The organism is Dyadobacter sp. BHUBP1 (assembly GCF_050587785.1).
Lineage (GTDB): Bacteria > Bacteroidota > Bacteroidia > Cytophagales > Spirosomataceae > Dyadobacter.
The window spans coordinates 271,358-284,683 of record NZ_JBOBIH010000003.1 but is presented as its reverse complement, the minus strand read 5'-3'; the positions used below and the strand labels follow the sequence as shown (position 1 = coordinate 284,683).

Below are 13,326 nucleotides of genomic sequence, written 5' to 3'. Positions count from 1 at the left end.
AACTTGCATTAGCGCTGGCCGATCCCTTTTTCGGCAACTTTCATTTCGTCCGAGGCGCGGTGGATCGCCTTTCTGATCCTGTCGTAAGTGCCGCAACGGCACAAGTTGCCGCTCATCGCAGCGTCAATGTCGGCGTCGGTTGGTGATGGGTTGGATTTCAGCAATGCTGCCGCCGACATGATTTGTCCTGATTGGCAATAACCGCACTGCGGGACCTGCTCTTCTATCCAGGCCTTCTGGATAATGCTCAGCTTGCCTTCGCCGATGCCTTCGATCGTCGTGATTTTATCGTTTTTGCCGACACTCGAAACCGGTGTCTGACATGCCCGCGCCGGCTGACCGTTCAGATGGATCGTACAGGCGCCGCAAAGCGCCATTCCGCAACCGAATTTGGTCCCTTTCAAATCGGCAAAGTCGCGTATCACCCAAAGCAAAGGCATATCGGGTTCCACATCGACTTTCACCTTTTTGCCATTTAATGATAGGTTATATACAGCCATGGTGATGAGTGATGAAGATTTAGTGAGAGTGGTGAATAATGCTGTAAAATATTACAAAATCGCTGACTTTTACAACTGCCGGGAGGTGATGTCAGGCTTTTAAAAAAATAAGTTGCCCCAGGTGGTAAGCTTCATGATTAGTCCTGTTAATCAATATATTGAGCTTATTTCGGTGTGGTTCTCGCGCGAAATCTTCGTCTGATACCGCATTATGTTTGCGAAACCATTCGTCAGCGTCGAGCTCGGCGAAATAGCGGGTCAATACCGCATTGAGATTGGTCCATTTCTCTTTCAGCTCGGCCACGGTTGGGATCTGGTCGAATTTGCGGTCAGGATTTTTGACAAAAAGCTCGTCGAGCTCAGGATACAGGCGCTCACCCAATCCGAGTAATGCGATCATCCCATCGTTGACTGCCACTAAATGGCCAAGCAGGTAAACCGCCCGGTTTTTGCCTTGGGCAACGGGCTCCAACAAACGTTCGTCGGGCAATTGGGCCAGCCAGCCGTTCAGGCGCTGATTTTGCAGCTCCCAGTTGGAGACTACCATTTTAACAAACAACTCTTTGCTGCTTTTGAGCGCGGTGGCTTCGTTCTGTGTGCTCATGATGAAGGTTTCTTGATGATTGGTGGTTAAAAAACGGATTGGCTCCGTTTGGGACAACAACATCTGCCCCGCCAACGATCGCAATTGAGCGTATTTATTTTTTGTTAAGCTCAAATAAAGCGCATTCCGCTAGGGATTACGCCAGGAGATACCTATCAATTTATAGCCCTTGTCGGTTCGTAAAAACGAGTAATTCTCCTGGTAATGAAGGCGGCCGTCTTTGCCGGTGAAGTTGGATGTGACTTCGAATGCCGGATAACGCCCGGCATCGCCCGGAATGCATCCGTCAAAAAATGGTTCAAACGATGCTCCGGTATGAATGTAAGGGTTCAGGCCAAATGGGGTCAGGCCGGTAAAGATGCTGATCTTATGGTCACGGACCAGCTGTAACCGGGCTGCCAACCGGCTACCGCACTTTTGTATGAATTCATCCCCCGACATCCGCTGCCACTCCTCATATTCAGGCAGGGAACTAACCAGTGAATCGTGTGAAAACTCCCGCAGTTTGGCTAGGTCCGGCAGCGCCGCCAGGTATTCTTCACGGAACCACTTGTCGAATTCCTTCTGATAATCCACAAACACATACCATTTGCCGTTGACGCCCTTGACCGAGCAAAACAAGCTGGTATCTCCCCGCATGTCCTTAATTCGCAATGAATACCAATTGATCTGCCCGTCTACTTCGAAACTATCGACCAGCACCTGGTTCTGCGCATTGATCAGCATCATGCTACCGCCTTTCCACAGCCAATGCTCGCAGTCACTCTTTTCACAATCTTCGCCGTCCCATCCTACCCGCCTGGCATCTTTGATCACCATCGCCATGCCGTTTTGAAACCGGCTTGCGTCATTGTAAACAGCCGGCACTACTACCCTGCCATCGTTATCGAAAAAACCAACTTTGTCTGTCACCCGGTCTCGGAAACGGATCTTGCCGTCGCTTTCACAGTCGTCGGTTGCGTCGAATACATACACGCTGTCCTCTCCCAGCACACGGCCGTTGGCCAGCTTATAATAATGCCGCAATTTGCTTGAATCGGTTGTATCACGTACCACGGTAATGCCCGCGTTGACGTTTGTATCCGGATTTACCGGCTCATTTTGCTGCGCAATGGCGCCGGAAGCCAGATTTGCGGTCAGTATCAGCAGCAAGTATCTTTTTAGTGTTCCAAACATCTTTACCTGTCTTTAACCCTGATCACCAACTTCAAACCCGACCAGACCGCATCGATTGCGCATACTTTCACATCTACCAGGCCAATCGGCAATGCAAGATTCCGGATTACGTCCTCGGTGACATCGGTGGGAACCTTCGAGGCTTTTTTCGGCCAGGAAATCCAGATGGTCCCATTCGGTACGATCTGCCTTCTCAATGCGGGCAAATCCCTTTCCAGGCCGGCGGCTTGTTTGGTAAAATAATGGATGAAATCTAATTCGGGCACAGGTTCTTCTAAAACGATAATATCAGCAGGCAGCCCTTCCAGCAAGTCAAAGTAGTGCGTCGGCGGATCTACGAACCTGATTTTAAAGCCGGGCTTGATGCCCAGCTTTTTGACAAGACTTGTATTGGAATAACCTGCCTGAGCCGCCATAATATAAGTAAGTGATATATCGTAAGTAAGTTACAAATCCGCAATTTCAGACGCAAGTGCCCCGTGCAGAAGCTTTAAAAGAATGCATATCCGGTACTTTTCAGCTATTTTTAGCCATTCACTTTTCCCTTACCAGTAATTCTGACGCATGATTACCAACGACGCGGTCGTTCTCGGCCTGTTAATGCTGATACTGGCCGGCATTTTCTACACGGCCGCGCAGCCCGGCTGGAAACGGTTTTATACTGTTATACCTCCCCTGCTGCTCTGCTATTTCATACCGGGTTTGCTCAATTCATTAGGAGTAGTCAATGGCGCCACATCGCAGCTGTATCCGGTTGTTTCAAAATATTTCCTGCCGGCCTGTCTCGTACTTTTCACTGTTGGAATGGACTGGAAGTCGCTGACCCGGCTTGGACCGAAGGCATTGGCGGCTATGCTGATCGGCACTGCCGGCATTATGCTGGGCGGACCGCTTGCATTATGGATTGTCGGCACCATCAGCCCGGCCACCGTTGCTGGCCAGGGCGCTGATGCCGTTTGGCGCGGGCTCGCCACGATCGCCGGAAGCTGGATAGGCGGCGGGGCCAACCAAACCGCATTGCGCGAGGTGTTCCATCCGAGCGATGTGCTTTTCTCCCAAATGGTGGCTGTCGACGTACTCGTTGCCGAGCTATGGATGGCCGCATTGATCTACGGGGCCGGCATTGCTTCGCGTGTGGACGCGCTGCTGGGCGCCGATAGCGGCGCGGTGCAGCAGGTGAAGCAGCACCTGGATTCGGAGCAAAAAGCCAATGAACAAAACCCAACACTGCGCGAATACATTTTCCTGGGGGCCGCTGGCTTCGGTGCAACCGGCGTCGCGCACGGACTGGCGGAGATGATCACCCCTTATCTGGCTGCAAATTACCCGGCGCTCGAAAAGTATAGCCTTACTTCCAACTTTTTCTGGGTCATCAGCATTGCTACCCTGATCGGCATCCTGCTCTCGCTTACGCCCGTGCGCAAGCTCGAATATTATGGCGCATCGCGATTGGGCTCGGTATTCCTTTATGTGCTTGTGGCGACGATCGGCATGCAAATGGACCTGGGAGCGGTGGCAGGTAACCCTGGCCTATTCGCCATCGGGCTGATCTGGATTTCAATTCACGGCATTATCTTGATTATCGCATGCAAATGGCTTAAAATTCCTTTCTTTTTCCTCGCTGTCGGAAGCCAGGCTAATGTGGGCGGCTCAGCTTCGGCTTCGGTTGTGGCGGCGGCATTTCACCCGTCGCTGGCACCCGTGGGTGTGCTGCTGGCAATTTTGGGATACGCCATCGGAACTTATGGAGGGTATTTAACTGCTTTAATGATGCAATGGATCAGCACCTAAACATCAACTGAGATGGAGGAATACAGCAAACTTGATAAAATCGTCGAAGCACGGATGAAGCTCAAAGCCCGCTTTGAAGAGCAAATGGCCCAAACGCCCTCCGTGTCCGATACCCGTCCCATGGGAAGCGGCGCGCCCAACCGTCATGGAATGCCCCAATTACCTATCGGCCAGACCAAAACAACCAAATGGCCCGTGCTGGATCTGGGCTTCAAGCCGGACATCCCGCTCAACAAATGGAAACTCATCGTCGACGGTGAAGTGGAATCGCCCCTCACACTGACGTGGGACGACTTCATGGCATTGCCCCAGACCAACGACGTAAGCGATTTTCACTGCGTAACCACCTGGTCGCGCATGGATGTGCCCTGGGTGGGCGTACGCCTGGCCGATATTGCGGCGCTGGTCATGCCCAAACCGACCGCTACACACGTGCTGTGTCATGGTTACGATCAATACACAACTAATCTTTCGCTGGAAGAAGCATTGAAGGAGGACGTGCTGCTCGTCCACACTGCCGATGGCAAGCCGCTCGAACGCGACCACGGCGGTCCGGCGCGTATGATCACCCCTCAGCTTTATGCGTGGAAAGGCAGCAAATGGATCAGCCGCATTCAGTTCTTACCTAAAAACCAGCTTGGTTTCTGGGAATTGAGAGGTTATTCCAACACCGCTTATCCGTGGCGCAACGACCGGTACAGCTAAGCTGAATATTTTTACATATCCAGCACCAGCCCGTCGTACGCCAGATGCACGTGCGGGGGAAGTTCGCTTTCGATGACAGCATGCAGACCCAGTTTATGGCTCATATGCGTCAGGTAGGCCTGCGGCACATTCAGTTTATCGATCAGATCGAGCGCCTGCGAAAGTGTGAAATGCGAGAGGTGCGGCTCTTTTTGCAACGTATCGAGCACAAGCACCTGCGAGCCTTTGATTTTTTCCTGCTCCTGTTCGGAAATGTAATTGGCGTCGGTAATGTAGGTAAAATCGCCGATACGGTAGCCGAAAACGGGCAGCTTATGGTGCATTACTTCAATGGGAATTACCTTCACCCCTTCTATTTCAAACGGCTCGTTTTCAATCGGATGCAATGAGAAATGCGGAACGCCGGGGTATCGTTTCTCTGCAAATGCGTAAGCGAACTCGGTTTTAATCTGGTTCAAAACCTCCTGCCTGCCGTAGAGCGGAATATCCATTTGCTGGCGGTGGTTGAACGCCCGGATGTCGTCCAGCCCCGCAGTATGGTCCTTGTGTTGGTGGGTGAAAATAGCCGCGTCCAGGTCCTTCACATGGGCACGCAGCATTTGCTGGCGGAAATCGGGGCCGGTGTCGATGACGAACGACTTGCCGTGGGCCTGAATCCACACGGAAGTCCGTAAACGCTTGTCATGCTGGTCATTAGAACGGCAAACGACACAGTCGCAGGCAATAACCGGTATTCCCTGCGATGTGCCGGTTCCTAAAAATGTAATCCTCATCAGGTGTTTATTCTGTCAAATGCGCCACCACTTCAACCAGGCGGTCGAAATTCAACGGCTTCATCAGCGCATCGTCAAATCCTGCTTCTTTGAAATCTTCGTCTGAATAATTTTTGGCATTGCCCGTGATCGCAACGATCGGCGTTTTGGCCTTCTTCTCGTCAGGCAATTTACGGATGCTTCTTGCACATTCCATTCCATCCATCACAGGCATATTGATATCCAAAAGAATGATATCAAAATCCTCTTTTTCAAGCAATTGCAGCACCTGCTCGCCGTTTTTCACGGAAGTGATTTCATAATGCTGAAATTCCAGAATCTTCCTTGCCAGGTTTTGAATAACTGAACTGTCTTCGGCAATGAGTACTCGTTTTGTGTATGACATACAATGGGGCAGGTATTGTGTTTAAAGTTTTTTCCCAGGTCAATTTAGATATATTTCAACCAACATCGCAAACCCGATGGTCGCGAAGTTTCAAAATTATTCCAAAAAAGTAAATAAACCTTCCATACTTTTTCAAAGCGCGCGATCGGGTGTAAGTTTGCAGTCCGATTACCCTATAATCCTTATTATGTTCAAAAATAAAGTGATCCGATACAGCACGATCGCCATGTTCATTGCGATCCTTGCGTACTTCATTATTGAAAACATGGGCGGCACCAGCAGCTCCGACGATGCCATCGCGGCCAACCCGGCGGCTTATAAGACCAAGATCCTCGAAGAACGTGCCGCCAAGGACGAGCAGTTCAAATCCGGCGACGACTCCCCTATCAAGGATAAAGAAAGCTTTCATGGCCTGCATTACTTCGAACCGAGCCTCGCATTCCGGGTGAAAGCCAATATCTCTCCGTACATGCTAGACGATAAGGAGGTAATCGTGAAATATACTGACGGTACTACCGAGAAATACGAAAAATACGGTTATGCCAATTTCAGTATCGAAGGTCAGCCGCAAAAACTGCTGCTTTTGAAGAATGAAGGCACCATTTCGGTGCTTTTCCGTGATGCTACCAGCGGGAAGCAGACCTACGGTGGCGGCCGCTACCTGGATTATCCGGTGGATCAGATCAAGAACAACACCATTGTACTCGACTTCAACAAGGCGTATAATCCGTATTGTGCCTACCAGGAAAGCTATGCCTGCCCGGTACCGCCTGCCGAAAACACGTTGACAGTCGCCATTCACGCAGGCGAAGTGACGGAGGAAGCGACGCACGAATAACCGGCGGCATTATAAAAAACAAGCACGCGGCACAAAATGCCCGAATGCCGTTCAAACTAAATCATTAATTTTGCAAACAGGCCGCATTTTCTGCGCCAGAGTTTTTATTGTTATTAAAGCATTCTAGATGAAGATCTCTTATAAGTGGCTTAAAGATTTAATTGAAATTACTGAAACACCCGAGGAAATCGACCGTTTGCTAACGGGCACCGGGCTGGAAGTCGAAGGTATTGAAGAGATCGAATCGATAAAAGGCGGCTTGCAGGGCGTGGTGATCGGTGAAGTACTGACCCGTGAGAAACACCCGGAAGCCGACCGTTTGAGCCTGACGACCGTGGACGTGGGCGGTGAAACACCGCTTTCGATCGTTTGCGGCGCGCCGAATGTGGCTGCGGGGCAGAAAGTGATCGTGGCAACCGTGGGCGCTACACTATATCCGACCGGCAGCGACCAGCCGCTGGTTTTGAAAAAATCCAAAATCCGGGGAGCGCTTTCCGAAGGGATGATCTGCGCCGAAGACGAGCTGGGCGTGGGTACTTCACACGACGGCATTCTCGTGCTTGATACCCAGCTACCCAACGGCACGCCTGCCGCTGAATATTTCGGCATTTCATCGGATTACCTGATCGAGATCGGCCTTACGCCCAACCGCGCGGACGCGGCCTCGCATTATGGCGTCGCGCGTGATTTGAAAGCGGTTTTGAAGCGTGAGATCACATTGCCTTCGGTGGAGGCATTTAAAGTAGATAACCAAAATCTGCCGATTCCGGTAGAAGTCCGTGATACCGAGGCATGCCCCCGCTATACCGGCCTCACGATTTCGGGCATTACCGTGGCCGAATCGCCGGAATGGCTGAAACAACGCCTGCAAACGATCGGTATCCGGGCGATCAATAATATCGTCGACATTACCAATTACGTTTGCCACGAACTCGGCCAGCCGATGCACGCATTTGATGCGGATAAGATTTTGGGTAAAAAAGTGATTGTGACCACCGTTGCCGGAAACACGCCATTCGTGACTTTGGATGGTGTTGAGCGCAAAATATCTGCCAACGACCTGATGATTTGCAATGAAGGCATCGATGGCAATCCCGAGCCTATGTGCATTGCCGGGGTTTTCGGCGGGCTTACTTCCGGCGTGACCGACGGTACTACTTCTATTTTCCTCGAATCAGCCTATTTCTCGCCCGTATGGGTACGCAGAACCGCGCAGCGTTTCTCCCTCAAAACCGATTCATCATTCCGTTTCGAGCGCGGTACTGATCCGAATATGCCGCTTTTCGCCTTGAAACGCGCTGCACTATTGATCCAGGAAATAGCTGGTGGAAGCATTTCATCCGAGGTTATCGACATTTACCCTGAGCCTATTGAAGATTTCAAGGTAAATATCAAATACAAAAACATCGACCGGTTGATCGGCAAGTCTTTGGAAAAAGAGCAGATCAAAAGCATTCTCGAATCACTTGATATCCGCATCACCGACGAAACGGAGGCTGGTTTCACGGCGATTGTGCCGCCTTACCGGGTGGATGTACAGCGCGAGGCCGATGTGATCGAGGAAATTCTGAGGATTTATGGGTTCGGTCAGGTGGAACTTTCGGATGCATTGAGCTCGGATTACCTGTCGGATTTCCCGGTGAATGACCCTGAAAAGCTGAAATTGCGCGTGGCAGAGCTTTTGGTAGGTAATGGGTTCAATGAGATGATCAACAATTCCTTGACCAAACCTGAATATCAGGCCATATTAGGCGAAAGTCTTCCGGGTAATCCTGTAAAAATCCTCAATTACCTGAGCGAAGACCTTTCTGTCATGCGCCAGACGCTGCTTTTCTCAGGCCTTGAAGTGATCGCCTACAACAGCAACCGCCGCCAGAAGGATCTGAAAGTATTTGAATTTGGTAAAACCTACCATGAAACAGATGGCAAATACATCGAGAAAGAGCGTCTTTCTGTTTTCGTAACGGGTAATATCAGTCAGGAAAGCTGGTTTGAGAAGTCTCGCGAAGTGGTTTTTCATGATCTGGCCGCATTTGTGAACCAGGTTCTGACTTCAATGAAAATCCGTGATGTGCAGAAACAAGAAGCGGACAATGCCGTATTCAAAAGCGGATTGACCTTGCTGGCCAATAAAAAACCGGTGGTATCCTTCGGTCTGCTGAATGCAGCCATTGCCAAAAAACTCGACATTAAAGCGCCGGTGTATTATGCCGATTTCGATTGGGAGTACCTGCTGCGCCAGTACAATGCTGCGGTTGAATATGTGGAGGTACCCAAATTCCCCGAAGTACGCCGCGATCTTTCGGTGGTTCTGAACAAGAAAGTGACCTTCGAAGAGCTGCGCCAGGCTGCCTATAAAACCGAGCGCAACCTCCTGCGCGCCGTAAACGTGTTCGACGTGTACGAGGGCGCGAACCTGGAAGGCAAAAAATCGTATTCGATCAGCTTCATTTTGCAGGACGAGCAGCAAACGCTTACCGACAAGGTGATAGACAAAACGATGCAGCGCCTGATTGCAACCTACGAAAGGGAATTTGAAGCGGTGATCAGAAAGTAAACCACAGTTTTTTCATTGTCGGATTTTTTCAGTTGAGGAAAATGGAGAGGACTACCGAACGTATTATCGAACACAAACTGTCCGACGTCGAGAAAAAACTCGAAATCCTGATCAATCATAAAGAGAAACTAACCTGGTCGATCTCAGAGCTCCAGCGTGAAAACGCGGAGCTCCGGGCCGCCAATGCGAGACTCACGGAAGAATCGAAAGAAATAAGGAAAAAATACACCTCTTTAGAAAAAGACTTTAATAAGTCTAAAAGTTTCGCTAAACTTGTCACTAGTAAACTGACACCAACAGGCGCAATTGCCGAGCTGAAAGAATCAGTTGAAAGATATATCCAGGAGATCGATAAGTGCATCGAATTGCTTGAAGATACCTTATGAAAAAAAATAGCATACCTAATCCAGACGTTTCTGTCTTTATAAAACTGCTGGACAGAGGTTTCAAACTGAGCGTTCCGGCGGATCAGGAGAAATTCTACAGGGATGGGTATGAGGTGTTCATGCAGCGTGTGCAGCAGCATAAATTAAAAGGGAAAGTATACGGTGATATAGAGGCTATTGCATTGACCTCTATTGAATGCCTGGTGGCATTACAACGGAACCAGGAAGAAATGGACGACCTGGTGGCGGCTTTTAAAAGCAGAGTGGAAAAACTGGACGAGACAATCGCCAGTGCTATCGAAAGCTGACACCCATACCTGACCCTTTGATTTTTTACAGTATCTGCAAAAATATACTTTCAATTTCTTCCATTTTCGGCATTTCAACGCGGGTGTAGTCGGTAAAACCAACTATATATAACCATTATTGAAATGTCTAATTCATTGTTCTTCATCGTCATCCTGTCCGATATCATCGCCGTTGGGGTGGGTATTTTTGCAGGTAAGTACATTTTTCAGCGATCATTCGACGCCAAGGAAAAAGAGGCCCAGGAACGTGCAGCTGAAATTCTGCGAAATGCAGAAGTAGCGGCCGAAAATATCAAAAAAGACCGCATTCTCGAAGCGAAAGAAAAGTACCTCCGTTTGAAATCGGAATTCGAAGAAGACGCCAATAAAAAGCGCAGCATCCTGCAAAGCAATGAGCAAAAGCTCAAACAACGCGAACAGAGCCTGAATCAGAGCCTGGAACAAACCAAGCGCAAGGAAAACGAGCTCGATAACCTCAAAAATAACCTCAACCAGCAACTGGAAGCGGCTACTAAACGCCGCGAGGAGGCCGAAAAATCCCTCCAGCAACAGGTTGCCCAGCTTGAAAAAATCGCCAACCTCACCGCCGAACAGGCGCGCGAGCAATTGGTGGACGCATTGAAAGCCGAAGCCGAAACGCGCGCGGGATCCTATATCAAAAGCGCCATGGAAGAAGCGCGTCTTACAGCCACCAAAGAGGCGAAAAAGATCGTCATCGAAACCATCCAGCGCACCGCCGCCGAACACGCAATCGAGAACTGTGTATCGGTATTCAACATTGAAAACGACGATATCAAAGGTAAGATCATCGGTCGTGAAGGACGTAACATTCGTGCCCTGGAAGCGGCAACCGGTGTGGAAATTATCGTAGACGACACCCCGGAAGCCATTGTTATCTCCGGTTTCGACCCGGTAAGAAGGGAGATCGCACGCCTTTCGCTGCACCGTTTAGTGCAAGACGGACGTATCCACCCTGCCCGTATTGAAGAGGTAGTTGCCAAAACCCGCAAAAACATTGAGGACGAAATCGTCGAAATCGGAGAAAGAACTGTGATCGACATGGGTATACACGGGTTGCACCCCGAGCTGGTAAAAATGATCGGCCGGATGCGCTTCCGCTCTTCGTATGGGCAAAACCTACTGCAACACTCCCGCGAGGTGGCCAAATTGTGTGCTACAATGGCGGCCGAACTTGGCTTGAACACCAAACTGGCCAAACGCGCCGGTCTGCTTCACGATATTGGTAAAGTGTGGCCGGAAGAATCGGATCTGCCGCACGCAATCCTGGGCATGGAACTGGCCAAGAAATACAAAGAAAACCCTGAGGTATGCAATGCGATCGGAGCACACCATGACGAGATCGAAATGACCTCCATCCTGTCGCCGATCATCCAGGTTTGCGACGCCATTTCAGGCTCACGTCCCGGCGCACGCCGCGAAATGATGGAATCGTACATCCAGCGCCTGCGCGACCTGGAAAACCTCGCGCTGTCATTCGATGGCGTAGAGAAATGCTACGCGATCCAGGCAGGACGCGAGCTGCGCGTGATCATCGATGCCGACAATGTTTCCGATGAAAAAGCGGGCTTGCTGTCGTTCGATATCTCGCAAAAAATTGAAAAAGAAATGCAGTACCCGGGCCAGATCAAGATTACGGTGATCCGTGAAATGCGCTCCGTGGCTTACGCGCGTTAATCCACTATTTCATACATGACTTACTCAAAGCTTACAAGCACAGAACTACTGGGAATCCGAACACTCGGAGAACTAAAAAAAGCAGGTTATCAGTCGCGTTCTATCAAGCAGGAGCTGAGAGATAACCTGATTGAAAAGATCAGGCACAAGGAGAATGTCTTCCCGGGAATCTGGGGTTATGAGGAAACGGTTATTCCCGATGTGGAAAGGGCCATTCTATCCATGCATAACATCAATTTCCTGGGCCTTCGCGGGCAAGCCAAGACGCGTATTGCGCGCATGATGGTCAGCCTGCTCGACGAATATATTCCTTATATTAAAAATTCGGAACTGCACGACGATCCTTTGGCGCCGCTCTCGCGCTATGCCAAGGATGTGCTCGCCGAGCAAGGCGATCATGCCGAAATAGCCTGGCTTCACCGCGACGAGCGTTACACCGAGAAACTGGCAACGCCCGATGTTTCAGTAGCGGATTTGATCGGCGATGTCGACCCTATCAAGGCGGCGACATTGAAACTCCCCTATTCCGACGAGCGTGTAATCCATTTCGGATTGATCCCCCGTTCCCACCGGGGCATTTTTGTGATTAATGAATTGCCCGATTTGCAGGCGCGGATTCAGGTCGCGTTGTTCAATATTTTGCAGGAAGGCGATATTCAGATCCGTGGTTTCAAACTGCGGTTACCACTGGATATTCAGTTCGTATTCACGGCTAATCCCGAGGATTACACCAACCGCGGAAGCATTGTAACACCGCTCAAAGACCGGATCGAAAGCCAGATTGTGACGCATTATCCTAAAACGATCGAGACCGGTAAACGCATTACCGAGCAGGAAGCAGTCGTGAAACCGGAGCAAAAAGGCGTTGTACGCGTCAATGAATTAATCAAGACGCTCATCGAGCAGATTGCATTTGAAGCGCGTGAGAGTGAATATGTAGATAGCAAAAGCGGTGTTTCGGCGCGTCTGACAATCTCCGCTTATGAAAGCCTCTTGAGCACTGCTGAAAGAAGAGCGCTCATCAATGGTGAAAGCTCGACTTACGTGCGCATTTCGGACCTTTACGGCGTCGTTTCCGCGATTTGCGGCAAGGTAGAATTGGTTTACGAAGGAGAAGTCGAAGGTCCGGTGATCGTGGCGCAGAATCTGATCGGCAAAGCGATCCGCACGCAATTCCTGAATTTCTTCCCTGATCCTGAAAAAAGCAAGAAAAGCAAGATCAATCCATACGCAAAAGTGGTAGAATGGTTCGGTGCCGGCAATGAAATGGAAATGCCTGCCGACATGACCGACCGTGAGTACATTGCACGGTTGAAAACCATCGACGGCCTGGACGATTTTGTAGATATGCTCTCAGCCTACGGCGATGCTGAAGAGAAACTGTTTATGATGGAATTCGCATTGCACGGCATGGCTGAATTCTCGCTTGTAGGCAAGCAAGCACTCGATCAGGGCATGAAGTTCCAGGATCTGGTGAGCAGCATGTTCTCCGGCCCGGGAGAAGACGATTACGATTTCGAAGATGATGACGATGATGACCGTAAACCTTTTTAAGCGGCCTTATCATTTCAAACAATACCAAACAAAAATGCCCTGCTACAAACAGGG

General features: G+C 50.0%; 14 protein-coding genes. 8 read left to right on the top strand and 6 right to left on the bottom strand.

Annotated elements, in window-relative coordinates:
* Window positions 1-8: 8 nt before the first annotated feature.
* From ACQ4MZ_RS13465 to ACQ4MZ_RS13450, 4 genes are all read right to left on the bottom strand, one after another.
* Entirely contained in the window at window positions 9-500 is a 492-nt protein-coding gene (locus tag ACQ4MZ_RS13465; RefSeq protein WP_223400469.1) for a (2Fe-2S)-binding protein, read from the bottom strand.
* A gap of 91 nt (window positions 501-591) precedes the next feature.
* Window positions 592-1,104, bottom strand: coding sequence for a DinB family protein (locus ACQ4MZ_RS13460; RefSeq protein WP_430845591.1), 513 nt, complete (start codon window positions 1,102-1,104; stop codon window positions 592-594).
* A gap of 129 nt (window positions 1,105-1,233) precedes the next feature.
* Entirely contained in the window at window positions 1,234-2,280 is a 1,047-nt protein-coding gene (locus tag ACQ4MZ_RS13455; protein ID WP_430845590.1) for a WG repeat-containing protein, read from the bottom strand.
* A gap of 2 nt (window positions 2,281-2,282) precedes the next feature.
* The gene (locus ACQ4MZ_RS13450) at window positions 2,283-2,696 is read right to left on the bottom strand and encodes a DUF3052 domain-containing protein (protein ID WP_430845589.1); all 414 of its coding nucleotides are present in this window, start codon (window positions 2,694-2,696) and stop codon (window positions 2,283-2,285) included.
* A gap of 148 nt (window positions 2,697-2,844) precedes the next feature.
* Here ACQ4MZ_RS13450 and ACQ4MZ_RS13445 point away from each other — a divergent pair, with 148 nt between their 5' ends.
* Window positions 2,845-4,071, top strand: a complete 1,227-nt coding sequence (locus ACQ4MZ_RS13445) for a DUF819 domain-containing protein (RefSeq protein WP_430845588.1) — start codon at window positions 2,845-2,847, stop codon at window positions 4,069-4,071.
* Window positions 4,072-4,083: 12 nt separating this feature from the next.
* A complete protein-coding gene (locus ACQ4MZ_RS13440; RefSeq protein ID WP_430845587.1) occupies window positions 4,084-4,776 on the top strand; it encodes a sulfite oxidase-like oxidoreductase in 693 nt (230 codons plus the stop codon).
* Between the two features lie 11 nt (window positions 4,777-4,787).
* Here the strand turns inward: ACQ4MZ_RS13440 and ACQ4MZ_RS13435 are convergent, their stop codons facing one another.
* Both ACQ4MZ_RS13435 and ACQ4MZ_RS13430 read right to left on the bottom strand, forming a co-directional pair.
* Window positions 4,788-5,549 carry an MBL fold metallo-hydrolase gene (locus ACQ4MZ_RS13435; protein WP_430845586.1) on the bottom strand — a complete coding sequence of 254 codons (762 nt, stop codon included), beginning with the start codon at window positions 5,547-5,549 and terminating at the stop codon, window positions 4,788-4,790.
* 7 nt (window positions 5,550-5,556) lie between these two features.
* Window positions 5,557-5,934 carry a response regulator gene (locus ACQ4MZ_RS13430; RefSeq protein WP_019944287.1) on the bottom strand — a complete coding sequence of 126 codons (378 nt, stop codon included), beginning with the start codon at window positions 5,932-5,934 and terminating at the stop codon, window positions 5,557-5,559.
* A 187-nt stretch (window positions 5,935-6,121) separates the two neighbouring features.
* Here ACQ4MZ_RS13430 and ACQ4MZ_RS13425 point away from each other — a divergent pair, with 187 nt between their 5' ends.
* The 6 genes from ACQ4MZ_RS13425 (at window position 6,122) to ACQ4MZ_RS13400 (ending at window position 13,272) form a co-directional block, all read left to right on the top strand.
* Entirely contained in the window at window positions 6,122-6,772 is a 651-nt protein-coding gene (locus ACQ4MZ_RS13425) for a DUF1684 domain-containing protein (RefSeq protein ID WP_430845585.1), read from the top strand.
* 127 nt (window positions 6,773-6,899) lie between these two features.
* Window positions 6,900-9,329 carry a phenylalanine--tRNA ligase subunit beta gene (gene pheT / locus ACQ4MZ_RS13420; RefSeq protein WP_430845584.1) on the top strand — a complete coding sequence of 810 codons (2,430 nt, stop codon included), beginning with the start codon at window positions 6,900-6,902 and terminating at the stop codon, window positions 9,327-9,329.
* Window positions 9,330-9,370: 41 nt separating this feature from the next.
* On the top strand, window positions 9,371-9,715 hold the full coding sequence (locus tag ACQ4MZ_RS13415; protein ID WP_106598075.1) for a hypothetical protein: 345 nt from the start codon (window positions 9,371-9,373) through the stop codon (window positions 9,713-9,715).
* A complete protein-coding gene (gene zapA, locus ACQ4MZ_RS13410; protein WP_106598074.1) occupies window positions 9,712-10,023 on the top strand; it encodes a cell division protein ZapA in 312 nt (103 codons plus the stop codon). The genes ACQ4MZ_RS13415 and zapA overlap by 4 nt, the downstream gene beginning before the upstream one ends.
* 123 nt (window positions 10,024-10,146) lie before the next feature.
* Window positions 10,147-11,718 carry a ribonuclease Y gene (gene rny, locus ACQ4MZ_RS13405; protein WP_430845583.1) on the top strand — a complete coding sequence of 524 codons (1,572 nt, stop codon included), beginning with the start codon at window positions 10,147-10,149 and terminating at the stop codon, window positions 11,716-11,718.
* Window positions 11,719-11,733: 15 nt separating this feature from the next.
* The gene (locus tag ACQ4MZ_RS13400; RefSeq protein WP_430845582.1) at window positions 11,734-13,272 is read left to right on the top strand and encodes a magnesium chelatase; all 1,539 of its coding nucleotides are present in this window, start codon (window positions 11,734-11,736) and stop codon (window positions 13,270-13,272) included.
* Window positions 13,273-13,326: the final 54 nt, after the last annotated feature.

Bases quoted from the DNA above. Each gene is read 5' to 3' on its own strand.
- ACQ4MZ_RS13440 (WP_430845587.1), top strand. From the start codon at position 4,084: ATGGAGGAATACAGCAAACTTGATAAAATCGTCGAAGCACGGATGAAG.
- zapA (WP_106598074.1), top strand. From the start codon at position 9,712: ATGAAAAAAAATAGCATACCTAATCCAGACGTTTCTGTCTTTATAAAA.
- ACQ4MZ_RS13450 (WP_430845589.1), bottom strand. From the start codon at position 2,696: ATGGCGGCTCAGGCAGGTTATTCCAATACAAGTCTTGTCAAAAAGCTG.
- ACQ4MZ_RS13460 (WP_430845591.1), bottom strand. From the start codon at position 1,104: ATGAGCACACAGAACGAAGCCACCGCGCTCAAAAGCAGCAAAGAGTTG.
- ACQ4MZ_RS13445 (WP_430845588.1), top strand. From the start codon at position 2,845: ATGATTACCAACGACGCGGTCGTTCTCGGCCTGTTAATGCTGATACTG.
- ACQ4MZ_RS13425 (WP_430845585.1), top strand. From the start codon at position 6,122: ATGTTCAAAAATAAAGTGATCCGATACAGCACGATCGCCATGTTCATT.
- rny (WP_430845583.1), top strand. From the start codon at position 10,147: ATGTCTAATTCATTGTTCTTCATCGTCATCCTGTCCGATATCATCGCC.
- ACQ4MZ_RS13465 (WP_223400469.1), bottom strand. From the start codon at position 500: ATGGCTGTATATAACCTATCATTAAATGGCAAAAAGGTGAAAGTCGAT.
- ACQ4MZ_RS13455 (WP_430845590.1), bottom strand. From the start codon at position 2,280: ATGTTTGGAACACTAAAAAGATACTTGCTGCTGATACTGACCGCAAAT.
- ACQ4MZ_RS13415 (WP_106598075.1), top strand. From the start codon at position 9,371: ATGGAGAGGACTACCGAACGTATTATCGAACACAAACTGTCCGACGTC.
- ACQ4MZ_RS13430 (WP_019944287.1), bottom strand. From the start codon at position 5,934: ATGTCATACACAAAACGAGTACTCATTGCCGAAGACAGTTCAGTTATT.
- ACQ4MZ_RS13435 (WP_430845586.1), bottom strand. From the start codon at position 5,549: ATGAGGATTACATTTTTAGGAACCGGCACATCGCAGGGAATACCGGTT.
- pheT (WP_430845584.1), top strand. From the start codon at position 6,900: ATGAAGATCTCTTATAAGTGGCTTAAAGATTTAATTGAAATTACTGAA.
- ACQ4MZ_RS13400 (WP_430845582.1), top strand. From the start codon at position 11,734: ATGACTTACTCAAAGCTTACAAGCACAGAACTACTGGGAATCCGAACA.